This is a genomic window from Microbacterium sp. ZKA21 (assembly GCF_050434165.1).
GTDB lineage: Bacteria > Actinomycetota > Actinomycetes > Actinomycetales > Microbacteriaceae > Microbacterium.
This window is the reverse complement of sequence record NZ_JBNPVV010000002.1, coordinates 401,616-427,164: the sequence shown is the minus strand read 5'-3', so window position 1 is coordinate 427,164 and position 25,549 is coordinate 401,616. Positions and strand designations below refer to the sequence as shown.

Genomic DNA, 25,549 nt, shown 5'->3' with positions numbered 1-25,549 from the left:
GTGCGCTCGCCTCAGAAGGCGAGGTCGGGGTCTGCTCCGACGCGGGTCCCGCCCCCGCCGCCCTCCATGAGTTCCTTGAAGCGCTTGAGGTCGGATACCGCAGCTCGCTCGTCCAGGTTCAGAAGGGCGCCTGCCTTCTCGGTGACGGTCTCGGGCACCCAGCCCATCTCCAGTTCGATGCGCGTGCGCTCGGCATCGATCGGAGTGAACCGCACGACGCCGGTGTGCACCTTCTCGCCCTCGCTCGCCCAGGCGATGCGCTGGTTCGGCACCGCCTCGGTCACGGTGGCGTCGAACTCGCGCTCCACGCCTCCGACGTTGACCACCCAGTGCGTCCGATTCTCGCTCAGGCGCTCGATGCTCTTCACCATCGACATGTACTGCGGCATGTCCTCCAGCCGCGCCCACTGGTCGTACACCGCACTCGCCGGCGCCTCGACCTCGATCTCCGCTCTGATCGCCTCGGTCATTCCACTCATCTCCTCGTCTGGTCTCGGACCGCTCACTCTAGGGATGCCGCGGCCGAGACCGCCTCGGGGTTGACCGCGTCGGGTCCGGCGCGTACCGTGCCTTCCCGTCGACGGCCGAGTGTACGACGGGAACGGACCGCTAACCGCTGGGCGTCGTCGCGTCAATCCCCTGCGCCAGCGGTCGCGACCGCTCGTACCGTGCCGACATGAGCGATGTCACGGTCTTCGCACCGTCCCCGACCCTGACCATCACCGTCGAGGACCACCCGCAGGGCTCCGAGATCCACGTCCATGCCGGCGGGCAGGGCGTGTGGCAGGCCCGGATGCTGCGGCGGCTGGGATGCGAGGTCACGATGTGCTGCGTGCTCACCGGCGAGATCGGCGGCGCCCTCCGCCACCTGCTCGAGGACGAGGGACTCCGCGTCGTCGCCGTGGAGCGCGCCGGACGCGGGTCGGCCTACGTCCACGACCGCCGCGAAGGGAAGCGGGTCGCGATCGCCGAGGAACAGGGCGACCCGCTCGGACGCCATGAGCTCGACGATCTGTACACGCGGATGCTGGATGCCGCGACGAGGTCGCGCGTCTCGATCCTCAGCGGACCGGTCGGCGACGCGACCGTCCCCGCCGACATGTATCGCCGTCTGGCCTCCGACCTGCACGACGGCGAGCGCCGGGTGGTGGCGGATCTCGCCGGCGACCGCATGCAGGCCGTCGTCGCCGGCGGAGTCGATGTCCTCAAGGTGAGCCACGAAGAGCTCACAGCGGACGGGCTCATCGTCGACGATTCGACGGTCGCCATCCGTGCCGCGATGCGCGCACTGCGCGACGCGGGCGCACGCTCGGTGATCGTGACGCGCTCGTCGGATCCGCTGCTGCTCATGGACGAGCACGGGACCGTCGAGGTCTCGTTGCGGGCCTTCGCCGAGGCGGAGACCCGAGGAGCGGGCGACTCGCTCACCGCCGGCGTCGTGGCGGGTCTCGTGCGCGGTGAGCCGCTGCGGCGGGCGATCTCGCTCGGGGTCGCTGCCGGTGCTCTCAACGTCACCAGGCACGGACTGGGGACCGGAGACGGATCGGCCATCCGGGGGCTCCGCGACCGCGTGCTTCAGCGCACGATCGATGCCGATGAGGCACCGATCGCCGAGGAGCGCACGAGCCCCGATGGCCTCGCGGCGCGTGCGACGCCCCGGGAGGGCTCATGACCCGCGTGCTGGTCACGAACGACGACGGCATCGATGCCCCCGGTCTGCATGCCCTCGCGGCTGCTGCCGTCTCAGCGGGATTCGACGTGGTCGTGGCGGCACCCGCGAAGCAGTCCAGCGGATCGAGCGCGTCCATCCTGGCCGAGGAAGCGGATGGCCGGATCCGCATCGAGAAACGCGAGTTGGACGCCCTGGTCGGCATCCCTGCGCACGCCGTGCACGGCGGCCCCGGCCTGATCGCACTGATCGCGACGCGCGGTGCGTTCGGCGCCGCGGTCGACCTCGTGCTGTCCGGTGTGAATCACGGCGCGAACGTGGGCCGTGCGATCCTGCATTCCGGCACGGTCGGCGCCGCCCTCACAGGCGGACTCGGCGGCACGCGGGGCATGGCGGTCTCGCTCGACGTCGGCATCGAGCCGGCGGAGTACCACTGGCGCACGGGAGCGGATGCCGCGCTGCGACTGGTGCCGCAGCTGTTGACGCGCCCCCGTGGAGCGGTCGTCAACGTGAACGTGCCCAACGCACCGGAGGTGCGCGGGTACGTCGAGGCGCCCCTCGCCCCGTTCGGCATCGTCCAGACCACCCTGATGGAGGCTGACGAGCACTACGTGCGTCTCGCCGTCGAGGATCTGCCTCTGATCCCCACGGAGAACAGCGACGCCGCCCTCCTCGCGGAGGGATGGGTGACCGTCACCGGGATCGACCCCGTGAGCAGCTGCGCGTTCCCACTCCCCGCGAAGCTGGCCGGTCAGAGCGCAGGGTTCTCCGCCGTGACCGGTTCGCCGCCGTCCGCCGGTTCGGGCACGAGGTAGAGTCCACCGGGCGAGTTCGCGGTGAAGGCCAGCGCCTCGATCCATGCGCGATTGATCGCCGGAGAGCGGCTGCCGTAGTACTTGAACACCAGCGAACTGGAGGCGTGCACCCACACGGTCGTGCGGCCGCCGCCGACGCTGGCGTCTTCACGCCAGGAGAACGGGAAGGGCTCGCCTCGGCGCAGCTTCGCACTGATGACCAGCTGGATGTGCGTGAGCGCGCGGTCCTCGATCTCGACCTTGACGCCGCCCTCGTAGATGAACTTGCCCATGCAGATTCCTCTCCTGTGTCGAGCCCGCCGGGGATCGGGCACGGCCGTGGCGCTTCCTCGTCCACAGCGTAGTCGTCCGGCCGCGGTCATCCTGCGCACCCGGGGTGTTCGACCCGCGAGTCCGCCCGACCCCCGGGTGTCAACCCCCGGACGCGTATGCCGCCGCGCTCGTATCGTGGCGCTCATGCACACGAGAGGAGCTTCATCATGACCCTGGTCAGCGACATCATGACACCGGGCGCACGATGCATCGGCGAGAACGACTCGCTGCACATCGCCGCGACCGTGATGGCGGAGCTGGATGTCGGAGCCCTGCCCATCTGCGGGGAGGACAGCAGGCTGAAGGGGATGCTCACTGATCGCGACATCGTCATCAAGGCGGTCGCGAACGGCATGGACCCCGAAACGACCCGTACGGGGGTGCTGGCGGTCGGGAAGCCGATCACCGTCGCCGCCTCCGACGACATCTCCGTCGCGCTCGGCCGCATGCAGGAGCATCAGATCCGCCGCCTTCCCGTGATCGAAGACCACCTGCTGGTCGGGATCGTCAGCCAGGCGGATGTCGCTCGCGCGATGCCAGCTGCGGAGACCGGTGAGACCGTCGAACGCATCTCGGTGTGACGATCGGCATCCGAAGAGAGGAGAAGGACCATGCCACGCGATCAGCGATCACGACTGAAGGACCCGGAGCTCTACGAGGAGCTGCGGGAGGACGGCGCGTCGAAGGAGAAGGCAGCGCGCATCTCGAACGCCACGGGCGGCACGAAGAAGGGCCGCTCGGAGGTCGGCCGTCGCGGCGGTGAATCCGGCAGCTACGAGGACTGGACCGTCCCCGAACTGAAGAAGCGCGCCAAGGAGCTCGGGCTGCAGGGCTACTCCGACAAGCGCAAGGGCGAGCTCATCTCGGCGCTGCGCGACCACTGACCCTCCGCGCGGATCGGTCTCACCGAGGAGTGAGGCCGATCCGCAGCGGCGCACCTGGTGCCGCGGCTGCGGCGAGCGCGGCATCCGCATCGGCGAGCGGGTGGACCGCACCGACGACGTCACCGAACGGATACGCCCTGCCGCGGCCGGCGAGGAATCCGACGGCCGCCGACAGGTCCGCTCCCCCGTAGTTGTGCACTCCGGTGATCGTGATGAGACGACGGACGACGTCCTCGGCATCCAGTGCGACGGCCGCAGCAGGGAACACGCTGCCCACGAGCACGACCGTTCCACCGACGTCGACCTCGTCGATCGCCTGCGCCACCGCGTGGCCGGAGGCCTCGATCACGACCTTCGGGGCGCCGACGCCCGCGCCCGGTTCGGCGCCGAAGCGCTCCGCGAGCCGGCGTCTCTCGTCCGACGGATCGACCACGGTGACCCGCGCACCGAGATCGGCCGCGATGGCCGCGGCCGTGAGACCCACCAGCCCCGCGCCGTATACGCGGACGGGCACGCCGTCGAGCTCCCGCCCTGCCCGTGCCACAGCGGCCCAGGCGGTCGCGGTCGCGCACGAGGCCGGCGCGAGCACCGCCGCCGGAAGCGACTCCGGCGCGCGCACGATCGCGGTCCCCCGTCGCAGATGCACGTGCGAGGCGAAGCCGCCAGTGAGCTCCCAGCGCGGCTCGATCCGCTCGTGGCCGTACTTCGCCAGCGATCGGCACTTCTGCGTCATCCCCGATGCGCACCGATCGCACGTGCCGCAGGACACCGTGACCGACCAGACCACGCGATCGCCGACGCGCAGGTCGCCGCCGTCGACTGTCTGCGCGCCTCCGTCGCCGAGCGCGATCACGCGACCGATGCTCTCGTGACCGAGGACGGCGGGCATGGGCGAGGGGCGATCACCGCGCGCGGTGTGCACGTCCGAGCCGCAGATCGTGGAGAGCTCGACGGCCACCAGCGCGTCCCCGGCGGCGAGCGCGACGCCGGGGACGGCGACGGTCTCCAGCGGCATCCCCGCACCGAGCCAGACCCGTGCCGTGGCCGCCGGGCGCAGGGCGATGTCGCGCAGTTCGGCGTGCGGCAGCAGCGTCCGCATGTCAGCCGACCAGCGCTGGAGCCGCCACCAGACCACGGGCGGTCAGCAGCGGGAGGAGTCCGGTGACGTCGTCGATCACGGCGTCCGCACCGGCATCCGTCAGCGTCGCGCGGTCGTGCGCGCCGGTCAGGACACCGGCGACGAGCCCCGCACCCGCACGCCGTCCGGACTGCACGTCGCTCGAGGTGTCTCCGACGACGGCGACCGCGTCCACCGCCGAAGCACCGGTGCGCAGCAGGGCCGTGAGCACGAGGTCGGGCGCCGGCCGCCCGCGTCCGGCATCCACCGGCGACAGCACCAGGTCGACCAGGTCGCGCCAGCCGAGAGCATCCAGCAGCGCGTCGCGGGTCACGGGTGCGAAACCCGTGGTGAGCACGACGGCGAGTCCGGCATCCTTCATCGCGCGGATGGCGTCGCCCGCCCCGGCGATCTCCTCGGCACCGGAATCCGCGATGATCTCGGCGTACGCCGTCTCGAACGCCGCTGTGGCGGACTCGGCCGCGGCGACGTCGCCGCCGGCGAGGTGGGTGAAGACGTCGATCTTGGACTGCCCCATGGTGTCGCGCACGTACTGGAGGGCGTCGGCCCACGGCATCCGATCGGCGACGCCGGTGCGCTCGGCGGCACGCTGGAACGCCCGCTCGACCACGCCGTCATCACTCACGGTGGTGCCGGCCATGTCGAGGACGACGAGTTCGATGGTCATGAGATTCCTCCTTGTGCGGGCTGCCGTGCCCGGTCGAATGCGTGTCGGATCGTGTGCTCGGCCAGTCCGAATCCGCAGGTCATGCCGATACCCGTCGTGGCGGCGATCACGTGCACGCCCGGTTCGGTCTCCTCGATGAGGAACTCGTCGGGTCCGGTGGCGTACACGCCCTGCCAGCGCTCGAGGACGCGCAGCCGATCCACTGCGAACAGGGCCCGCGCCTCATCGAGGAAGGCCTCGAACGCCGCCTCCGGCTGGAACGGACCGGGTTGCACGGCCTTCGCGTGCGAGTCGCCGATGATCAGCGAGCCGTCCGGCAGCTGGGTGTACATCTGGTTGAGATCAAGGGCGGCCAGGTCGGGCCGTTCGCCGTACAGGCGGGTGCGCACAGCGGACGCTTCGGCGAGCGCACCGAAGCGTCCGTAGCGCACCAGCGACCAGCCGGTCAGCAGCGGGGCATCGAGCGGCTTCGGGAGGTCGGTCGCCACCCGCATCATGTCCAGAGCGCAGCGCTCGATGCCCACCCGCTCGGCGAGCTCCGGCAGCAACTGGTCGATGTCGTGGTTGACGGCGACGACGATCCGCCCTGCGGTGATCGGTCCCCGTGTCGTCTCGACGACGCCCGAACGCACGCCCGTCACGGCGGTGCGGAAGCGGAACTCCACACCGCGCTCCGCCAGATGCCGCACGATGGCGGCCGCGGCCTCCCGCGGGTGCGTCTGCAGATCCGGCTCGACCAGTGCACCGCCGACGGCGACGCCGGGGCGCAGCGGAGTGCGCTCGAGCATCTCGTCCGCCTCGAGCATCCGGATGCCGCCGTCCTCGGCCGCCCTGGCGAGGAGGTCCAGCTCGTCGTCCTCCCTGGCCGCCACGAGCGTGCCGGATGCGCGGAGCCAGAACCCGGCATCCGCGGACAGGCGGAGCCAGTGCTCGCGGCCCGCGTCGGCGAACTCCCTGGCGGTGCCGGTCTGGGCACCGATGCAGAGGTGGCCGAAGTTGCGGACCGTGGCACCGATGGGTCCTGCCGTCCGGTCGACGACGATGACGCTCAGCCCGAGGCGGGCGGCGGCGTCGGCGGTGCCGAGGCCCACGATGCCGCTGCCGACGACGACGACGTCCGCGCTCGCGCTCATCGGAACACCCGCCGCATCCACATGGCGAGTCCTTCGACGAGCAGAACGGTCACCAGGATCATGATCACGATGCTCGAGACGAGCTGGTAGTTCGACCCCTGACCTGCGTTGAGCAGGTAGTAGCCGATGCCGCCGCCGCCCACGATGCCGAGCAGCGTGGCCGCGCGGATGTTCGTGTCGAGCAGGTAGAAGGTGTGCCCGATCAGGGCACGGGAGCCCTGCGGGAACGTGGCACCGGCGAACATCTGCAGACGCGTGGCGCCGGCGGCCAGCAGCGCGCGCTCCGGACCGCGCGGCACCTCCTCGTAGGAGTCCGCGATGAGCTTGCCCAGGAGCCCGATGCCGCCGAACGCGAGTGCGATCGTGCCCGCCTGCGCGCCGAGACCGGTGATGACGATGAGGACGATGGCGAGGATGATCTCGGGGATGCCGCGGATGATCACGAGGAGCAGGCGGGAGCCGATGCGGACACCGTCGTTCGGCGCGACGTTGCGCGCTGCGAACGAGCCGATCACGAGCGAGGCGACGAAGGTGAGCAGGGTCGCGGCGAGCGCGATCATGATGGTGTCGAGCATGGCCTGGAACAGGGTCGCGAAGCCGTAGCTTCCGAAGTTCGGGGGCCAGAAGGATGCCGCGATCGCGGGGACCTTGCCCCAGAACGTGAGGAAGTCGCTCCAGGTGATGTCGCTGACCACGACGCCGGCGATGACGACGGCGACCGCGAGCCAGCCGGCGATCAGGTTGCGCACCCGCGATCCGGTCCACGGTCGGTGCACGGCTGCAGCGGCAGAGGCGAAGTGGCGCTCGGGTGCGGATGCTGCGCCGCCGGACCGGCGGGCACGGGCGAAGAGCTTGACGAACACGCCCCTGCCGGCATCCCGCTCCCCCAGCATCGCGACGCGCACCGACGAGGAGATGATCTCCATCACGACGCACAGCAGGAAGATCACCAGCGCGATGCCGAGCCCGAGCCCGTAGTTCAGCGATTTGAACGCGTGCGACATCTCCAGCCCGAGCCCGGCGACGCCGACGTAGCCGAGCACGACCGAGCCGCGCAGGTTGATGTCGTTGCGGTGCAGCACGGTGGCGACCCAACTCGGCAGCACCTGGGGCAGCACACCGGCGCTGAACTCCTGCAGCGTGCTTCCGCCGGCCGCACGGATCGCCAGTCGAGGACCCTCATCGATCTGCTCGATGGCATCGGCGAACATCTTCGAGATCATCCCGATCGAGTGGATGCCGATGGCGAGGATGCCCGGCAGGGCGCCGAGCGAGAACATCAGGACGAAGACCATGGCCAGCACGACATCCGGCAGCGCGCGGGTCAGCACGCCGATGAAGCGTGCGGCCGCGCGCCAACCAGGCCCTGGCGTCGTGTTGGATGCCGCGAGAAAGGCGATCGGGACCGACAGGACGGCGGCGAGCACCGTGCCGGTGAGCACGAGGCCGACCGTCAGGACCGTCAGCTGCAGGAGTTCGGCCGGCTCGGGGAAGCTCAACCCGCCGACGCGGCCGAAGAAGCGCTCCGCGTTCTCCCAGCTGGAGAGCATGCCGGGTACCGAGATGTCGAGATCGACGAGGGCGGCGACGGCGAGCCCGGCGATCACGACGAGCGTGATCGCCGCGCAGATGCGCTCGGGGCTCAGGCGACGCCGGGGCGCGCGTGCCTCGAGGTCCGCACCCGACGGCGCGATCGGAGCCCGCGCTGCGGTGAGGGTCATGCCACCGACTCCGCGGTGAGCAGTTCGTTCTGGACGGCCGCGAGCTCGGCGGTCGTGGTGGCGACCCGGCCGTAGATCTCCATCACCTGGGCCTTGTCGAGCCCGTCCGTGACCGTGTCGAGGACGACCTCGCCGTGGCGGAGGCCGACGATCCGATCTGCCCAGTCGATCGCGAGGTCGACCTGGTGCAGGCTGCACAGCACGGTCAGTCCGTCATCGGCCGCGATCTCGCGGATCAGTGCCATGACCTGCGAGCTGGACTCTGGGTCGAGTGAGGCGACCGGCTCGTCGGCCAGCAGCACCTCGGGATTCTGCATGAGGGCACGGGCGATGGCGACGCGCTGCTGCTGGCCGCCGGAGAGCGTGTCCGCCCGCTGGTAGGCACGGTCGAGCAGCCCGACGCGGTCGAGATGTCCGAGGGCGCGCAGCTTGAGCGCCCTCGAGTAGGAGAACAGGCCGAGGCGGGGGCCTCGGAGCCCTGCGAGTGCACCGGTCAGCACATTCTCGAGCACGGTGAGCGAGCCGACGAGCTCGAACTGCTGGAAGATGAAGCCGACGCGACTGCGCAGCCGCCGCAGCGCGCGGCCGCCCAGCGCAGGGACGTCCGCCCCGAGAACCGAGATCTCTCCCGACGTGGGCGTCTCGAGTGCGTCGATGTGACGCAGCAGGGTGGACTTTCCGGATCCCGAGAGGCCGAGCAGCACGACGATCTCACCGCGTTCCACGGTCAGGTTCACGCCGCTCAGGGCGATCGTGGACCCGAAGCGCTTGGTGAGGCGCTCGATGTTCACCACGGCGGATGCGTTCATGTCAGTCTCCCGGGATCCGGTTCAGAGGTGTCCGGGCGTCAGCCCTGGCACTGGGTCGCGTTGGTCTCCGCGCAGATGTCGCGGATCAGGTCGTAGTACGCGTCGTCCACCGGCGAGGTGGCGTAGAACACACTGCGGAAGGCGTCCGTGTCGGCGGATTCGATGCCGGCGGCGATGATGTCATCGATCGTCACCTCGGCGAGCGCCTCGGTGAGCGTGGCCTTGATGTCGTCGGGCAGCACCGTGGAGACGACGATCGGAGCACCGGGGACCATGGTCTCGTCGATCACCTTCACGGCATCCGACTTCTCGACCTCGCTGTCCTCGGCGAATCCGACCTCGCACTCGACGCCCTCACCGGTCTTCTGCACGCTGACGTCGTGCTTGCCTGCGAAGACGGGAGTGATGTCTGCTTCAGGGTCGATCCCGGCCTCGAGCAGGTTGAAGCTCGGGAACAGGTAGCCGGACGTCGAGGACGGGTCGACGAAGCAGACCTTCTTGCCCTTGAACTCGTCGATCGATGCGATGGCGCTGTCCGCGGGCACGATGGCCTGCGAGTAGTAGCCGGGCTCCTGCCCTTCCTCCGTGATGATCGAGGACACCGGAGTGAGCTCTGCGCCGTTGTTGGTGGCGGTGACGTAGGTGAAGCCGGAGAACGACGCGACGTCGATCTTGCCTGCGATCGCTGCCTCGATGAGCGCTGCGTAATCGGTGGACTCGTGGTACTCGACAGTCTTGCCGGTGGCGTCGGCGATGTAGTCCATGAGGGGCTGGTAGTTCGTCTCGGTGTCGACCGAATCCGGCACGACGCCGAAGACGAGCGTGTTCTCGTCGACGGCGAAGGTGCCGGCCGAGGTGCTGCTGTCGCTGCTGTCGCCGTTCGCGGTATCGGCGTCCGCGCCGGTGGAGCAGGCGGCGAGGCCGAGGGCGAGGACGGCGGCACCCGCGAGCGCGGGCAGAAGGCGGAGCTTCATGAGGACCTTTCGGATGAGGGAGGGCTGTGATCCGCATGCCACTCTGACACCCAGAGCCCTGAGATGTATACCTACCTCGAAAGAGTTCAGGCGTCGTTCACCTGGACGACGCCGCGGTGAACGCCGGAGGAACGGGTCTTCCCTGTGCGGATCGAGACAAGTAATATGCCTATGTGGCTGAACCTGTGTACATCCAGATCGCGGACGACCTGCGCGAGCAGATCACCTCGGGCAGACTCCGTCCCGGGGACGACGTGCCGACGGAGGCCGACCTGGCTGCTCGATGGAGCACCTCGCGCGGCCCGATCCGCAACGCGCTCGCATCGCTGCGCAACGAGGGGCTGATCGAGACGACACGGGGTCGGCCGGCCAGGGTGGTCGCGCGCAAGGCCGACCAGGCCGTCGATGTCTCGGTCCCGTTCACGCGGTGGGCGCGCGAGCTCGGCGTGACCCCCGGCGCGCGCACGCAGCAGGTCAGCCTGCGCCGGGCCGGGCCGGCCAAGGCCGCGGCGCTCGGCATCGACGAGGACGACATGGTGGTCACGGTCGTGCGGCTGCGCCTGCTGGACGACCGGCCCACCATGCTTGAGCGGCTCTGCTACATCGAATCCGTGGGCAGGCTTCTGCTCGACGCGGACCCTGACCGGATCTCCATCACCGAGTTCCTCGGTTCGAAGGGCCACCCGATCGTGAAACTGCAGCACGAGATCGATGCGGTCGCCGCGGACGAGGAGGATGCCGAGCTGCTGCGCGTCCCTGCGGGCTCGCCGATCCTGCGCCTCACCCGCACGTCGCGCGGGCCGGACGGCCGCATCTTCGAGGCATCCGAGGATCGCTATCTCAGCGATGTGGTGCGCTTCACCGTCGCGGCATCCGGGATCTCGGACGACGGGCACTACATGCGCGCTGTCGGCTGACCGGCGACACCTGCGCCCGAAAACAGAAGATCGCGAGCGCGGATCCGTTTGGAAGCCCTGACCCTGCGCTCGCGATCACGGCGCTGGGGACGCCGTACTCTGGGGAACCCCCAGGATACGTTCGTGAATTCACCTCCGAACAGTGTCGAAGGTCGAGAGTGCCTACGACTTTTGGACAGAGTCCGCGGCGGCGTCCGGGCGCCGGGCGATCGGCAGACGGGCCACGACGACCCATCGCCCGTCGACGTCTCCCGCCCGGAACTCTCCGCTGCCGCCGAGGACGCGCTCGGCCATGCGCTCGAGCCCGGTACGGCTCGACGAAAGACCGCGTCGCGGCGTCTGCGCCAGCGGATTGCTGATCGTCAGCGTCGCCATCTCGTCCGTGACATCGAGGCTCATGACGATCGGGCCGCTGCCCGCGTACTTGAGGATGTTCGTCGCGGACTCGCGCGCGACGCGCGCAAGGATGATCTCTGCCGACCGGGGGATGCGCTCGTCCCGGATGTCGCCGTCGAACACGACGGGATGCCCCGCCGCGTCGAGTTCCTCGCGGGCCTCGGTCACGGCATCGGCGAGGTCGCCGATCTGGACCTCGGAGCCGCGCGGGCCGTCCTCGGCGAGATCGATCACGAATCGGAGGTCGGTCATCGCCTTGCGCGCCGCGACCCGGATCGCCTCCTGCGAATCGGCTCGGACCTCGGCATCCTCCAGCATCTGGACGTGCAGCGAAACGATCGTCAAGTGGTGGGCGATGCTGTCATGCAGCTCCCCCGCGATCCAGCGCCGCTCGGCGAGCACGGCCTGCCGCTCCTGCTCGGCGCTCGCGGCCAACTGCTTCTCGAGCCGCTGGCCGCGCGCGAAGGCCATCCGCAGAGCGAAGCCGACGCCACCGGCGACGGTCGCTGCGATGAGGTAGATGCCGACATTGACCGGGACGTCCGTGTCGCTGTAGGCGACGATGGCCGTCGCCACCAGGAAGCCCGCCGTGTACGACAGGATCAGCGATGTGCGCCCGAGGCGCATGACGAGGGCGGCGGCGACAGCGGCCGTCGTCAGCACCAGCGCCTGAGCGTCGACGAGGAACGACAGCGCGAAGGCGGCGCCGAGGGCGGATGTCGCCACCAGGGGCGAGGCGACGAAAAGAGCAAGAGTCGCGGTGGCCAGAATACTCACCGCGGAGCGCAGATGATCGGCGTCCGGCGTGGAGATCACACCGAAGACGTCGAGAAGGATGACGCCGGCGACGATGGCCAGGAGGAAGATGCGCTCGATGACGTTGAGCTTCTCTCCGCGTCCCAATCTCAGGATGTCGGAGGCGCTCCGCGCCGATCCGTCCAAAGCCATAGTTCAGTATGTCCCATCCGCCAGGTACTCTTAGCCGTAGAGGCCGATCCAGCGTCCGAACTGTTCCCAGAAAGTCATGGTCATTCACCTCCGAATTAGGTCGTTTGTCCAGCAGTGATTACATCTTCTCGACGTTCCTGATCGTGCACATCGGCCTCACGGACAGAGTTTTCTGGCCAAAGGTCTATGCCCGCATAGACCTTCCCTTCAGCCGTTAGGCTTCCTCCATGCCGGAGATCCGCGTGCTCATCGTCGATGACGACCCCCTCGTGCGCACTGCGCTCGCGCATTTCGTCTCTCGCGACCCCGAGATCGACGTGATCGGTCAGGCCGAGGACGGCCGACAGGCGCTCGACGCCATCGAGCGCGATCGACCGGACGTGGTCATGATGGACGTCCAGATGCCCGAGATGAACGGTATCGAGGCGACCACCGCCATCACCCAGCGCTGGCCCGATGTGCGGGTCGTCGCCGTGACGACCCTCGATGGAAGCGATACCGTGCTGCCGATGCTCAGCGCCGGTGCGGCCGGGTATCTGCTCAAGGACTCCAGCGCCGAGAGCATCGTCGCCGGCATCCGCGAAGTGCACGGCGGAGCCAGTTCTCTGTCGCCCCGCGTCGCGTCGATGCTCATCCGTCACGTGCGCGAGGCATCATCCGGCGCGCAGGGCGCCGCGGATCTCGAACCGCTCACCGAGCGCGAGGCCGAGGTCCTCGATCGACTCGCCGCCGGGATGTCGAACGCCGAGATCGCCGGGGCGCTCATCGTCTCGGAGGGCACCGTCAAGGCGCATCTCGGGCGCATCATGGCCAAGTGGCACCTGCGCGACCGCGTGCAGATCCTCGTCACCGCCGCGCGGGCAGGGCTGATCGACTTCCGCTGACCCGAGGTCCCACGTCACAGCGCGAGCAGCACGATGCCCGCCACGACAACCGTGGCCGCGACGATCCGTCTGGCCGGATGCGGCTCCTTCAGCACGAACGCGCCGAACAGGCTCACCAGCACGACGCTCAGTTCGCGCAGCGGGGCGACGAGCGCGACCGGGGCGATCGTGATCGCGTACAGCACCAGGATGTACGACAGCGGCGACAGCACCGCGAATGCGAGGATCCGGCGCCACTGCATCCGGGCCAGGGCGATCGTCTCCCGGCGTCGGCGGCGCAGCAGGAGGGTGTACACCACCACCTCGGCGACGCAGGTGCCGACCATGTAGGCGACCGGACTGATCGACCAGGTGCGCACGGCGTGCGCGTCCCAGATCGTGTAGGTCGCGATCATCACGCCGGTGAGCAGCCCGTAGACGACTGCGGGGTCGAGGCCGCGCCGCCGTTCGGATGCCGTTCGGTCCACGAGGCCGAGCGCGACCACCCCGACGATGACGGCCAGCACACCCACGAGCGAGAGCGGCGACGGTCGCTCGCCGAGCAGCACCACTGCGGCGATGACGGCGAGGAACGGCCCGGTTCCTCGCGCGGTCGCGTACACGGTCGACAGGTTCCCCTCCCGGTAGCCCCGTTGCAGCACCAGCATGTAGGCGACGTGCAGGATGCCGGAGACGCCGATCCCGATGAGGAAACCGGGGAGGTCGGCACCGGTGCCGCCGGTGAAAGGGATGACGAGTCCCCAGATGATCGCGGAGCCGACGGCTCCGCACCAGAGGAACGGGATGCCGGCACGGCTCACGCCATGGGCGATGATGTTCCACGCCGCGTGCGCGACGGCGGCGGCCAGGACGAGTGACAGTGCGAGCGGAGTCATGCGGAGCCTTCTGCCCGTCGCGGGCGCGACGAACGGGCTCCTCCGGGCTTTTGTCCTGTCAGATGACGACCCCCGTTCGGCCGGAGATCGTGGTGCCGCTCGGACCAGTCGGGCGCGAGCCCCGGAACCCTAGGCACTGTCGCGCGACACCATAGCATCCCGACGTGACGGGCCGGTTCTGCGCGCTCGCTATGATCTTGCAATGAGCATCGGCACCGTGCAGCAGCAGTTGTCCACCCCAGAGGGATTCGCCAAGGCCGTCACGCCGAAGAGCGCAGCCTACGCCGGAGGACTCACGAGCCTCATCGCCGGACTCGCCGGAGTCGCGATGAACCTCTTCCAGCTGGGCTCGGCGAGCGACTGGAACTGGCGCCTGATCATCCGCTACTTCTTCGATGCGCAGGCCATCGAGTTCACCGGGAGCCGCGCCGGCCGCGCTGAGATGTGGCGGTTCCTGTACGTGTACGGGCCGATCATCCTCATCCCGCTGGGCGTGATCCTGCTCATCGTGCACTTCTCGACGCGCAGGAAGAACGGTGCGACCCTGTTCGCCGACTTCCAGTCGCGCGGATGGGTGGGGCGTCAGCGCTTCACCGGCCTCAAGGTGAAGAACGGCAATGCCACCGTCGACGTCGTCTACGTGTCGCACCCGAGCATCCCCGATGAGAACTTCGATGCCATCGTGCAGCAGCATGCGACGCAGATCGCCGCGCTCGACAAGAAGGGCGCGAAGGCCGCCTCCGCTGCGGCGGTCAAGGCCGGCATCCTCAAGGGCGGCATCAGCGCAGCGGCGCTGACCCCCGGACTCCCGTCCGAGATCGTCGCCGCTCCCGTTCAGGGCAAGGGCGAGTTCGTCGCCGTCGTCCCGCCGGCGCCGGGCACGACCGGAAAGTACCAGGTGCTGCCAGTCAAGGAGTGATGCAGCCGGCCGGCGGACGCGGAGGGGCGCGGAGCGATGCTCCGCGCCCCTCCGCGTCGTTGCTGTCAGGGAACGACGATCTCGAAAGCGGGGTCCCCGGGTGAGAGGACGCCGAGGAGCTGATCGATGACGTCGAGGCCACCCGTCGCCTCGATGCCGTCGGACTCGCGGTCACCGGCGGCGAGTCGGATCAGCCGCTGCTTGCTCAGCGTCAGGTGCGGGTCGTCGCCGGTCGGCTCCTTCTCGACGTACACCAGGACGCCGTTGCGGAGCGTCACATGGAACGACCGCGCCAGATCGGACAGCGTCACATCGAAGGCGAGATCGAGGTCCCATGCGCGCGGACCGTCGACCGTGATCGCGACCGCGTCGAAGAGCTGCTCCGGGGTGAGCTGCGCGACGATGGCCGGCGCGTTCGTGACCGTCGGCGTGCCGAAGTTGCCGCTGCGCAGTTCGGTGGCGCCGGAGAGGAAGAAGTTGCGCCACGTGCCGTTCTCGGCGCCGTAGCCGAGCTGCTCGAGCGTGTCCGCGTACTGCTCGCGCACCGCGGCGTTGTCCGGTTCGACGAAGACCGCATGGTCGAGCAGCGTAGCCGCCCATCGGAAGTCGCCCTCGTCGAAGGCCGTCCTCGCCAGCTCGAGCACCCGGTCGATTCCGCCGAGAGCCTCGACGTAGCGGGTGGCCTGAGCCTTCGGCGGGTGCGGCCACAGGCGTGCCGGGTTGCCGTCGAACCAGCCCATGTAGCGCTGGTAGATCGCCTTGACGTTGTGGCTGACGGACCCGTAATAGCCGCGCGCGTGCCAGGCGTTCTCGAGCACCGGTGGGAGTTGGATGTCCTCCGCGATCTCCGCGCCCGTCTGGCCCTGATTCAGCATTCGCAGAGTCTGATCGTGCAGGTAGCCGTAGAGATCGCGCTGCAGACCGAGGAAGCGGCGGATCTCGGTGTTGCCCCAGGTCGGCCAGTGGTGCGAGGTGAAGACGACCTCTGCGTCGTCGCCGAAGCGCTCGATCGCTTCGGTCAGGTACCGCGACCACACGTGCGGGTCGCGCACCACGGCGCCGCGGAGCGTCAGCAGGTTGTGCAGCGTGTGCGTGGCGTTCTCCGCCATGCACAGCGCACGATACCGCGGGAAGAAGAAGTGCATCTCGCTCGGCGCCTCGGTACCCGGTGCCATCTGGAAGACGATCTCGAGCCCGTCGACCGTATGGGTCTCACCGGTCGTGGTGATCTCCCGTGTCGGAGGGATCAGCGTCGCCTCACCGGTCGAGGTGGTCTGGCCGAGTCCGGCCCCGACGGCTCCCTTCGGCCCGCGCGCCAGTGCCGCACCATACATGTACCCGGCGCGGCGCCCCATCGCCGTGCCCGCGTAGACGTTCTCCGCCACCGCGTGCTCCACCATGCCCTCGGGCACGATGATCTCCACCCGACCGGCGGTGACGTCGGCTTCGTCGACGATGCCCTGCACGCCGCCGAAGTGGTCGATGTGCGAATGGGTGTGGATCACCGCAGTGATCGGGCGGTCGCCGCGGTGCCTCCGGTACAGGCCCATCGCCGCCGCCGCCGTCTCCTTCGAGATGAGCGGGTCGATGACGATGACGCCCGTGTCGCCCTCGACGAACGTCATGACGGACAGATCCAGTCCGCGCGCCTGATACAGCCCGGGCACGACCTCGAATAGCCCGTGCTTGGCGACGAGCTTCGACTGCCGCCACAGGCTCGGGTTCACCGTGTCCGGCGCGTCCCCCGCCAAGAAGTCGTAGGTCGACGCATCCCAGACGACCTCGCCAGCGGCGTCGCGGATCTTCGGGTCATCGAGCGTCCCGAGGAATCCGCGATCGGCCGCGTCGAAATCCGTCTCATCTTCGAAGGGGAGGCTGCCGAGAAGAGCCTTCTGCTGCGCGGCGATCGCCTTCGTCGCCTCGTTGGAACCCACGATCGAACCTCCATCCTCCGATGCACGATCTGCGCATCGGCTTCTTCCGATCCTCGCATCGTGCCGCACCACGGACAACGACCGCGGGCCGTGCGTTTCCCCGTTTCAGCCGCCCAGCTGCCGACCGCTGCCCGTCACACCAGGCGCGTCCGGCGGACCCGCGCGATCAGCATTCCGAGAAGTCCGAGGGCGATCAGCAGGATCGCCCAGCCCAGACCGATCACGACACCTCCGGTCACAGCGAGCTCCGGCAGCTCGACCGTCACGGAATCGGATGCCGTGACCGTCACCGTTCCGCTGATCGCCGTCACGGTCGCCGCGTTCGTCACGGAGCGCGCCTGGGCCTCCTCGGCGGTGATCGTGTACGCCACCGGGCCGCAGGTGAACGACTCACCTGGCGCCAGATCGGGGACGTCGCACGCCACGTCGCCACCGAGCTTCGGATCGACGATCGTCGCGTCCGTGATCGTCACGGCCCCGGTGTTCGTGACGGCGAAGCGGAACTGGATGGTATCGCCCGCGCTGACCTTCGCGTCGCCGTTCGCGTCCGCGTAGTCGCCGCCGGACTTCTCCACCGATACCGCCGGCTGCGCGTCGATCGGCGTCGTGACGCCCGCCTCGACGGTCACGGCCGATCCGCCGGCGCCCACCGCCGACGCGGTCGCCGTGTTGACGACCTCGGCGGCATCGATGTCGCCCTGCGTGAGGGCCACGGTCACCGGCCCGCAGAGGACCATCTCACCGGGCGCGATCGACGTCGCTTCGCACACGATCTCGCCGTCCACGCGCGCGTCGGCGATCGCGACGTTCGACACCGTCGTCGTACCGGTGTTCGTCACCGCGAACGTGTAGTCGATCGTGTCGCCGGCATCCGTCACGCCGTTGCCGTTCGCGTCCTCGATCGCGGCGGCCGACTTCACCAGTGCGATGCCGTCGTGACCCGCCACGGCGACGTCGGCGCTCGCTACGGCGTCGACCGATCCGAGACCGCTGCCGGTGGTTGTCGCCTCGTTGTGCACGGTCTGCGCATCGACGTCGTCCTGTGTGAGGACGTACGCGACAGGGCCGCACTCGATCGCGGCGCCGGGCGCGAGCTCAGCACCGTCCAGTGCCGGGCAGTCGACGGCACCGCCGAGCAGCGGGTCGTCGAGCTGCAGGTCGCGGAGCACCGTCGTTCCCGTGTTGCGCACGGTGAACGTGAAGGCGACCTCGTCCCCGGCACCGATGCGTCCGTCACCGGTCGTGTCGATGGGAGCGGCGCCGAGCTTGTCCAGCGCGATGCCGTCCGCACCGCCGATGATCACGTCGATGCTCGCGTCGTCGCTCGCCGTCCCCGCCGTCACGGTCGCCTCGTTGTGCACGACCCCCGCGTCGATGTCCTCCTGCGTGAGCGCGTAGACGAACGGGCCGCACTCGATCGCCTCGCCGGGGGCGATCGATGCGTCGGCGAGCGTCGGGCAGTCCAGCATCCCGCCGAGCAGCGGATCCTCGATCTCGGCATCCGTCACCGTCGTGGTTCCGACGTTGGTGACCGCGAACGTGAACGACACCTCATCGCCCGCGCCGATCCGTCCGTCGCCGGTCGTGTCGGCGACGGTCAGCGCCGTCTTGACGAGCGTGATGGCCGTGGTGCTGTCGATCGTCGTCTCCGTGGCGGCGGTGTCGGATACCCCGCCGCTCGGCGCCTCCGCGTCCACGATCGCCGTGTTGCGCACGGTCCCGTCGTCGACGTCCTCCTGAGTGAGCGTGTACACGACGGGCGCACACGAGACCGACGCGCCCGGTGCGAGCACGGCCCCGTCCGCGGCCGCGCAGTCGACGACGCCCCCGAGCATCGGGTCGGTCACGACGACGCCGGAGAGCGTCGTCGTCCCCGTGTTCGTGATCGCGAACGAGTACTCGATCGTGTCGCCCGCACCGAGAGCACCGTCGCCGTCTGCGTCCACCGGCAGACCCGCCGTCTTGACGAGACTCACGCCGTTGGCGGCGGCGATCGTCACGGTCGTCTCGGCGTCGTCGGTGACGGAGCCGCTCGGAGACGTCGCCGAGACGGATGCCGTGTTGCGCACGACTCCGGCATCCACATCCTCCTGGGTCAGCGCGTAGGCGACCGGACCGCACGCGGCGTCGTCACCGGGAGCGAGGACCGCCGAGGCCAGGTCAGGGCATTCCAGCGCCCCGCCCAGCAGGGCATCGTCGATCGCGGCGGCCGTGAGCGTCGTCGTCCCGGTGTTCGTCACCGTGAACGAGTAGTCGACGGTGTCGCCGGCCCCGATCCGCCCGTCGCCGTCGACGTCGGTCGGTGCGCCGGCGGTCTTGACCAACTCGATCGCGTCCGTCCCGGCGATCGGAGTGTCCGTGGATGCTGCGTCCCGAGCCTCGCCGGCGGAGGACTGCGCGGCGACCGTCGCGTCGTTGTGCACGGTCTCGGCGTCCACGTCCTGCTGCGTCAACGCGTACACGACGGGCCCGCATTCGACGTCGTCGCCCGGTGCGAGCGAGAGGTCTTCGAGCGCAGCGCAGTCGAGTGCACCGCCGAGGAGCGGGTCATCGATCGCCACGTCCGTGAGCGTGGTGGTCCCGGTGTTGGTCACGGTAAACGAGTAGGAGACCTCATCCCCGGTGCCGATCATGCCGTCGCCGTCCGCGTCCACGGGCGCCGTCGCGGTCTTGAGGAGATCGATCCGCGGCGCCCCGGCGATCATCACCTGGGCAGAACCGTCGTCCTGCACGGGCTCCAGTCCGTCCCCCTCCACCGTCGCCGTATTGTCCACGACACCGGCATCGATATCCTCCTGCGTGATCGCGTATGCCACCGGACCGCAGTCGGCGGACTCGGTGGGAGCCAAAGTCACCGCCCCCTCGGCGAAGCATCCGAGGTCGCCGCCCAGCGTGGCATCGGTCAGTGCGTCGAGCGTGACGGTCGTCGTACCGCCGTTGATCACCGTGAACGCGTACTCGATCTCGTCGCCCTCGCCGTAGCGCCCGTCGCCGTCGACGTCGGTGACGGCGCCGACGGTCTTACGCAGTTCGATCGCATCGGTGCCGTCGATGGTCGCGTCCGCTTCCGCCGTGTCGGTGATCGGGCCCGCGGGAGACAGGGCCGTCACCGTCGCGGTGTTGTGCACCGAGCCGGCGTCCACGTCGTCCTGGGTGAGGGTGTACGTCACGGGACCGCAGTCGACCGTCGCACCCGGAGCGAGCAGACCGCCCGGGTTCTGGCACTCGACGAACCCGCCGAGCATCTCGTCGGTCAGGGCGATTCCGGCGAGCGTCGTCGACCCCGTGTTGGTCACCGTGAACGCGTACTGGACCGTGTCTCCGGCGCCGAGCGAGCCGTCGCCATCGACGTCCGTCGCCTCGCCTGCGGTCTTGTCCAGGCTCACGCCGTTCACGGCCGGAACGAAGAGGGTGATCGTGTCGTCGTCGCTGACAGGACCCCGCGGCGAGGTCGCCGAGACGGATGCCGTGTTCACGACTCCGCCCCGATCGACATCGGCCTGCGTGAGCGTGTACGGGATCGGGCCGCAGTCGACCTCGTCCTGCGGGGCGAGGGTCACGTCGTCGAAGGCGGGGCAGTCGACCGGGCCGCCGAGGAGCGGGTCGCTCACGGCCACACCGCTCAGGGTGGTCGGCCCGGTGTTGCGCACGGTGAAGCTGTAGGTGACTTCGTCGCCGGCCCCGATCCGGCCGTCCCCGTTCGTGTCGGTCGCCGGAGTCGCCGTCTTGAAGATCTCGATCGCGCCCTCGCCGGAGATGGGGGTCGTGACGGTCGAGCTGTTGTTGTCCGGATCGGGGTCGGCCTCGGTCGCGGTGACGCCGGCGGTGTTCGTGATGTCAGCCGCCGACGTCGATGGGTCGACCGTTCCGGTCACGACGAACTCGGCCGTGTCGCCGTCCGCCAGCGCTGCGAGCTCGCATGTCAGCACCGCCCCGGTGATCTCGCAGCCCGGGCTCGTCGTGACCGGGTCGATGAGTGCGGCGGGAAGCTGATCGGTCACGACGACGCCGCTGGCGTCGTTCGGCCCGAGGTTCTCCACCGTCAGCGTGTAGCTGAGCTCGCCGTTCAGCGGCGCAGGGTCAGCGGAGACCGTCTTGGTGATCGCGAGATCGGCGGATGCCGCGACGACCACGTCCGCCGTGCCGATGAGATCCCCCGAGTCCGGATCCGCGGTCTCGGACGACGCGGTGGCCGTGTTGGTGAACGTGCCCTCTGCCGTGGCGATTCCCGTGACCGCGAGGGTCTCCTCCTCGCCGGGTTGAAGGATGCCGACGGTCCAGGTGCCTCCCGACCACGTACCTGCGGAGGCGACGGCGTCTCCGAGCGCGATACCGTCTTCGGCGACGTCCTCGACGACGACGCCGAGCGCGTCCGACGGGCCATCGTTGCGCACGGTCACGAGGTACTGCACCTCGCCGTCCAGCGCGACCTCGGGGGTCGAGGTCGTCTTGGTCAGCGAGATGTCTGCGCTCGGGGCGAGCGGCACGACCACGCTGGCGGAGTAGTTGTCCGCGTTCGGGTCGGGGGTCGCGGATGCGGCGGTCGTCGTGTTCGTGATCGAACCGACGGCGTCGGACGCGATGGCGCCATCGATCGTCACGGTGCGGGACTCGTCGGGCCCGAGGTCGCCCAGTTCGCAGACGCCCACGGTTCCGACGATGCGGCATCCCTCGGTGCTCGTGGTCACGTCGTCGAACCCGGCGGGCAGGAAGTCGGCGACGGTCACTCCCCGCGCCGTGGACGGGCCGTGGTTCGTGACCGTGATCGTGAACGACTGGGCGGTCCCCGGCACGCCGGTCGTCGGGGTCGCGGTCTTCTCCACGCCCACGTCGGCGCTCTGCTCGACGGTGATGGTCGCCGAGTCGGAGTTGTTCGTCGTGTCGGTGTCCTCCGTCGGCGCCGCGACGGAGGCCGTGTTGATCAGGGTGCCGGCCGGAGCGTCGGACTGCACGGATGCCTGAATCTCGACCGTCGCGGTCTCCTCCGGTCCGAGCTGATCCCAGTCGCAGCGCACAGCGCTGCCCGTGACCGTGCACGTCGCGCCCGGCGGCGCGATGACCTCTTCGACCGTGATGCCGGCTGGGACGGTGTCGCTGAGCACGACGTTCTCGGCGGTCGAGGGACCGATGTTCTCGACGCCGATCGTGTAGGTGAACGCGTCGCCGGCCGTCACGGTCGCGGCCGATACGTCCTTCGTCACGGCCAGATCCGCCGTGACCGTGGGCTCGAAGCTGGCCGAGCTGGCGTTGTCGCCGCTGTCGCTGTCCGACGTCGAGGTCGTGATGGTCGCGGTGTTCTGGACGGCGACCTCGGCATCGGGATCCAGCGTCACCGTGACCCGCGCCTCGACCGTCTGGCCGGGCGCGAGCGTCCCGATCGCGCAGGAGACCGCCGTGCCGTCTTCGTCGAGCGTGCAGGTCCCGGCATCCGACTCCGCACTGACGAACGTGGTCTCCGGGTCCAGCGGGTCGGTCAGCAGAACGTCGGCCGCCGCCGATGGGCCGGCGTTCGAGGCCGTGAGCGTGTACGTGACCTGCTCACCGGCGACGGGGTTCTCCGGTTCGAACGACTTCGCGATCGAGACGTCGGCTGCCGACGTCACGGTGCCCGAGGCGGTGGAGGTGTTGTTCGACTGGTCAGGGTCCGTGGTGGCCGACTCGACCTGGGCGGTGTTCACCACGGCGGAGCCGGCGGGCGCATCGGCGGAGAGCGTTCCCGTGATCGTGATCTCAGCGCTCTCGTCGACGCCGAGCGGACCTCCGGCGCAGTTCATGCTCGCAGTCACGACGCAGGAGCCCGAGGTCGTCTCCACCTGGACATCGCTCAGCACCGCGGGAATGGGGTCGTACACCGAGAAGTCATCCACGGCCTGGGGCCCGTTGTTCGTGACGACCAGCGTGTACGACACGGGCTCGCCGGCGACGAGCGGCGCCGTGTGGAGCGTCTTGACGATCTCGAGGTCGGCGGCGTCGCCGACGGGAGTCTCGGTGGTCTGCGTCGTGGAGACGCGATCCTGGCCGACGATGTCGTCCCGGAACGCGACCTGGGCCTCGTTCTCGATCGTCGTCGCGGCACCGGCGAGATTCACGCGGGCATCGAACGTGTAGCTGGTCGACGAACCGGCCGGGATCGCTCCACCGGCGGCCGATGTGGCCGCGTCGCCGAGGCGGACCCGGACGGTGCGATCAGCCGTCGTGTACTCGCCTCGGTCGTCGCCCGCCGCATCCGTCAGAGCACCGGCACCAGTCCCGCTCACGATGCGCAGCGACCCCGGGACGAAGTCCAGACCGGGATCGAGCACGTCCGTGGCCACGGTCGTGCGCGCGGGGTTGCCGCCGTCGTTGCGCGTCGTGACGGTGTAGCGCAGCACATCGCCGACCTCGGCATCCGGCGCACCGCTGGTCACGTTCTCGACCGTCTTGTCGCTGATGAGGCAGGGCCCTGTCCCGAACGTGATGTCGTCCAGGAAGTTGCCGACGCCGGCATTGCCTCCGGCAGAACTCACCGCTTCGAACGCGAATCGGGTCGTGGTCTGGCCCGCCGGGACGACATACGTTCCGGCGTGGGTTCCCCAGCTCAGACCGTCGCTGAGGTTGGGTCCCGACTGCACGGGCGACGCCGGCGGGCCGATGAGCACGCGCATGACGTCGGTCCCCTGGCGTCCGCGGTGCTGCAGCGACCAGGAGAGCGTCTGACCCGGCGTGGTCGCCACGTCCTGGTAGAGGCGGCTGGCGCTGTAGGCGTTCAGCTCGGCGAACTGCCGTCCTTCCGCCGACGGCACGTTGTTGAAGCCGCTGTTCCAGATCTCGATCTTGTTCTGGACGTCGTTGGTGAACCAGCCGGGGACAGCGGACTCGTCGAAGAGCTGGTACCTCCCGGCCGCGACCGTCGGCTGCTCGAATCCGCCGTTGACGAGGGCCACGGAGTCCTGGCAGACCGTCGGGTCCTGGGCGGCGACCGCGGGTGCCGGGGCGGCCGCATCGACCACGATCCCGAGCATCGAGGTCAGCAGCACCGCGCTGATGGCCAGGGCGGCTCCTCTAAAGGTCCTGGTGCGGGTCTCGGAGGGCACGTCGACGTCCTTTCGCGGGCTAGGGGTCATGCTAGCGGGCGGGTCCGACCGATAGCACCGGAAGTAATACCATCGAGATGATGTCCGCGCCCGGAAGGTCTCACATGCCCGTCTCCTCCACCGCCCTCTCGCACGCCGACGATCTCGCGGACTTCGTCGCTGCGTCGCCGTCGAGCTACCACGCCGCCGAGGAGGTCGCGCGCCGGCTCGAGCGGGTAGGTTTCGTGCGGCTGGACGAGCAGCAGGCGTGGCCGACGCAGGCCGGCGGACGCTTCGTCGTCGTCCGCGACGGCGCCGCCATCGCCTGGGCCGTGCCCGCTGACGCGTCGCCCACCACGGCATCCCGCATCTTCGGTGCGCACACCGACTCCCCAGGGTTCAAGCTCAAGCCGAAGCCCACGACCGGAGCCCGCGGCTGGCTGCAGGCCGGAGTCGAGGTCTACGGCGGCCCGCTGCTGAACTCGTGGCTCGACCGGGAGCTGCGCCTCGCCGGGCGCCTGGCGCTCGCCGACGGCCGCGTCGTGCTCGCCGACACCGGAGCCCTCCTGCGCCTGCCGCAGCTCGCGATCCATCTCGACCGCGAGGCCAACAGCGGACTCGCCCTGGACAGGCAGTTCCAGACCCAGCCGGTGTGGGGCCTCGGCGACCCGACGGAGGAGGACCTGCTCGGCGAGCTCGCGGCATCCGCGGGTGTGGATGCCGCGGACATCCGCGGGTTCGACGCCGTCATCGCGGACTCCGCGCGCGGAGCGGTCTTCGGCAAGGACGACGCGTTCTTCGCCTCCGGCCGCCTGGACGACCTGGCCTCCGTGCACGCCGGTGTCGTGGCGCTGGGGGCACTCGCGTCCTCTCCGACCGCATCCGGCGCGATCGCCGTGCTCGCTGCGTTCGACCATGAAGAGCTCGGCTCGGCCTCTCGCTCCGGTGCCGCCGGCCCCTTCCTCGAAGACGTCCTGGTGCGCGTCTACGCCGGACTCGGGGCTGACTCGTCCGAGCAGCGCCGTGCGTTCGCGGCATCCTGGTGCCTGTCCAGCGATGTCGGACACTCCGTGCACCCCAACTATGCGCACAAGCACGACCCGGTGGTGCAGCCGCTGCTCGGCTCGGGTCCGATCCTCAAGGTCAATGCCAATCAGCGCTACGCCACGGATGCCGTGGGCGCCGCCGCCTGGGCCGCCTGGTGCGAAGCGGCGGGCGTGGACTCGCAGGAGTTCGTGTCGAACAATGCCGTTCCCTGCGGGTCGACGATCGGCCCGATCACCGCGACGCGGCTCGGGATCCGCACCGTGGATGTCGGCATCCCGATCCTGTCGATGCATTCCGCCCGCGAGCTCGCCGGAGTCAGCGATCTGCACGCCCTCGCCCGCGTCGCGGAGAGCTTCTTCTCGGCCTGACACCGGACGAGTCGGCGCCGGCGGCGAAGCCCCCCCGTCGGACGCGAGCCGCGCCATTCGCTCGACGAACGGGAATACTCCGACGTT

20 protein-coding genes are annotated in these 25,549 nt (G+C 69.5%); 8 read left to right on the top strand and 12 right to left on the bottom strand.

Annotated elements, in window-relative coordinates:
* Positions 1 to 11: 11 nt before the first annotated feature.
* A complete protein-coding gene (locus M2317_RS06195; RefSeq protein ID WP_429458353.1) occupies positions 12 to 470 on the bottom strand; it encodes an SRPBCC family protein in 459 nt (152 codons plus the stop codon).
* Between the two features lie 206 nt (positions 471 to 676).
* On the opposite strand from M2317_RS06195, the gene M2317_RS06190 reads away from it, so the two are divergent.
* Together M2317_RS06190 and surE are read left to right on the top strand one after the other, a co-directional pair.
* Complete coding sequence (locus M2317_RS06190; RefSeq protein WP_429458351.1) at positions 677 to 1,672, top strand: 1-phosphofructokinase family hexose kinase; 996 nt, start codon at positions 677 to 679, stop codon at positions 1,670 to 1,672.
* Positions 1,669 to 2,484 (top strand): 5'/3'-nucleotidase SurE, encoded by an 816-nt coding sequence (gene surE, locus M2317_RS06185; RefSeq protein WP_429458349.1) that lies wholly within the window; start codon positions 1,669 to 1,671, stop codon positions 2,482 to 2,484. The genes M2317_RS06190 and surE overlap by 4 nt, the downstream gene beginning before the upstream one ends.
* Here surE and M2317_RS06180 read toward each other — a convergent pair.
* A complete protein-coding gene (locus tag M2317_RS06180; RefSeq protein ID WP_429458347.1) occupies positions 2,421 to 2,756 on the bottom strand; it encodes an ATP-dependent DNA ligase in 336 nt (111 codons plus the stop codon). The two genes, surE and M2317_RS06180, sit on opposite strands and share 64 nt — an antisense overlap.
* 207 nt (positions 2,757 to 2,963) lie before the next feature.
* On the opposite strand from M2317_RS06180, the gene M2317_RS06175 reads away from it, so the two are divergent.
* Complete coding sequence (locus M2317_RS06175; protein ID WP_429458345.1) at positions 2,964 to 3,377, top strand: CBS domain-containing protein; 414 nt, start codon at positions 2,964 to 2,966, stop codon at positions 3,375 to 3,377.
* 30 nt (positions 3,378 to 3,407) lie between these two features.
* A complete protein-coding gene (locus tag M2317_RS06170; protein WP_429458343.1) occupies positions 3,408 to 3,680 on the top strand; it encodes a DUF7218 family protein in 273 nt (90 codons plus the stop codon).
* Positions 3,681 to 3,699: 19 nt separating this feature from the next.
* On the opposite strand, the gene M2317_RS06165 is transcribed toward M2317_RS06170, so the two are convergent.
* The 6 genes from M2317_RS06165 to M2317_RS06140 are packed head-to-tail and all read right to left on the bottom strand — an operon-like array spanning position 3,700 to position 10,122.
* Positions 3,700 to 4,779, bottom strand: coding sequence for an alcohol dehydrogenase catalytic domain-containing protein (locus M2317_RS06165; RefSeq protein ID WP_429458342.1), 1,080 nt, complete (start codon positions 4,777 to 4,779; stop codon positions 3,700 to 3,702).
* Between the two features lies 1 nt (position 4,780).
* Positions 4,781 to 5,485: an HAD family hydrolase gene (locus tag M2317_RS06160; RefSeq protein ID WP_429458340.1), complete on the bottom strand. Its 705-nt coding sequence runs from the start codon at positions 5,483 to 5,485 to the stop codon at positions 4,781 to 4,783.
* On the bottom strand, positions 5,482 to 6,618 hold the full coding sequence (locus M2317_RS06155; protein ID WP_429458338.1) for a TIGR03364 family FAD-dependent oxidoreductase: 1,137 nt from the start codon (positions 6,616 to 6,618) through the stop codon (positions 5,482 to 5,484). The genes M2317_RS06160 and M2317_RS06155 overlap by 4 nt, the downstream gene beginning before the upstream one ends.
* Positions 6,615 to 8,339 (bottom strand): PhnE/PtxC family ABC transporter permease, encoded by a 1,725-nt coding sequence (locus M2317_RS06150; RefSeq protein WP_429458336.1) that lies wholly within the window; start codon positions 8,337 to 8,339, stop codon positions 6,615 to 6,617. Before M2317_RS06150 ends, M2317_RS06155 begins: the two co-directional genes overlap by 4 nt.
* Positions 8,336 to 9,148 carry a phosphonate ABC transporter ATP-binding protein gene (gene phnC, locus M2317_RS06145; RefSeq protein WP_429458334.1) on the bottom strand — a complete coding sequence of 271 codons (813 nt, stop codon included), beginning with the start codon at positions 9,146 to 9,148 and terminating at the stop codon, positions 8,336 to 8,338. The genes M2317_RS06150 and phnC overlap by 4 nt, the downstream gene beginning before the upstream one ends.
* Before the next feature lie 38 nt (positions 9,149 to 9,186).
* Positions 9,187 to 10,122 (bottom strand): phosphate/phosphite/phosphonate ABC transporter substrate-binding protein, encoded by a 936-nt coding sequence (locus M2317_RS06140; protein ID WP_429458332.1) that lies wholly within the window; start codon positions 10,120 to 10,122, stop codon positions 9,187 to 9,189.
* A 173-nt stretch (positions 10,123 to 10,295) separates the two neighbouring features.
* On the opposite strand from M2317_RS06140, the gene M2317_RS06135 reads away from it, so the two are divergent.
* Complete coding sequence (locus M2317_RS06135; RefSeq protein WP_429458330.1) at positions 10,296 to 11,039, top strand: GntR family transcriptional regulator; 744 nt, start codon at positions 10,296 to 10,298, stop codon at positions 11,037 to 11,039.
* 162 nt (positions 11,040 to 11,201) lie between these two features.
* Here the strand turns inward: M2317_RS06135 and M2317_RS06130 are convergent, their stop codons facing one another.
* Positions 11,202 to 12,383, bottom strand: a complete 1,182-nt coding sequence (locus M2317_RS06130; protein ID WP_429458329.1) for a sensor histidine kinase — start codon at positions 12,381 to 12,383, stop codon at positions 11,202 to 11,204.
* A 227-nt stretch (positions 12,384 to 12,610) separates the two neighbouring features.
* On the opposite strand from M2317_RS06130, the gene M2317_RS06125 reads away from it, so the two are divergent.
* Positions 12,611 to 13,267: a response regulator gene (locus M2317_RS06125; RefSeq protein ID WP_429458325.1), complete on the top strand. Its 657-nt coding sequence runs from the start codon at positions 12,611 to 12,613 to the stop codon at positions 13,265 to 13,267.
* A 14-nt stretch (positions 13,268 to 13,281) separates the two neighbouring features.
* Here the strand turns inward: M2317_RS06125 and M2317_RS06120 are convergent, their stop codons facing one another.
* On the bottom strand, positions 13,282 to 14,142 hold the full coding sequence (locus M2317_RS06120; RefSeq protein WP_429458323.1) for an EamA family transporter: 861 nt from the start codon (positions 14,140 to 14,142) through the stop codon (positions 13,282 to 13,284).
* Positions 14,143 to 14,344: 202 nt separating this feature from the next.
* On the opposite strand from M2317_RS06120, the gene M2317_RS06115 reads away from it, so the two are divergent.
* Positions 14,345 to 15,061, top strand: coding sequence for a hypothetical protein (locus M2317_RS06115; protein ID WP_429458321.1), 717 nt, complete (start codon positions 14,345 to 14,347; stop codon positions 15,059 to 15,061).
* A 65-nt stretch (positions 15,062 to 15,126) separates the two neighbouring features.
* Here M2317_RS06115 and M2317_RS06110 read toward each other — a convergent pair whose 3' ends face one another.
* Together M2317_RS06110 and M2317_RS06105 are read right to left on the bottom strand one after the other, a co-directional pair.
* Entirely contained in the window at positions 15,127 to 16,995 is a 1,869-nt protein-coding gene (locus M2317_RS06110; RefSeq protein WP_429458319.1) for an alkyl/aryl-sulfatase, read from the bottom strand.
* 134 nt (positions 16,996 to 17,129) lie between these two features.
* Positions 17,130 to 24,068 carry a DUF7507 domain-containing protein gene (locus M2317_RS06105; RefSeq protein WP_429458317.1) on the bottom strand — a complete coding sequence of 2,313 codons (6,939 nt, stop codon included), beginning with the start codon at positions 24,066 to 24,068 and terminating at the stop codon, positions 17,130 to 17,132.
* Positions 24,069 to 24,172: 104 nt separating this feature from the next.
* Between M2317_RS06105 and M2317_RS06100 the strand changes: the two genes are divergently transcribed.
* The gene (locus M2317_RS06100; protein WP_429458315.1) at positions 24,173 to 25,462 is read left to right on the top strand and encodes a M18 family aminopeptidase; all 1,290 of its coding nucleotides are present in this window, start codon (positions 24,173 to 24,175) and stop codon (positions 25,460 to 25,462) included.
* Positions 25,463 to 25,549: the final 87 nt, after the last annotated feature.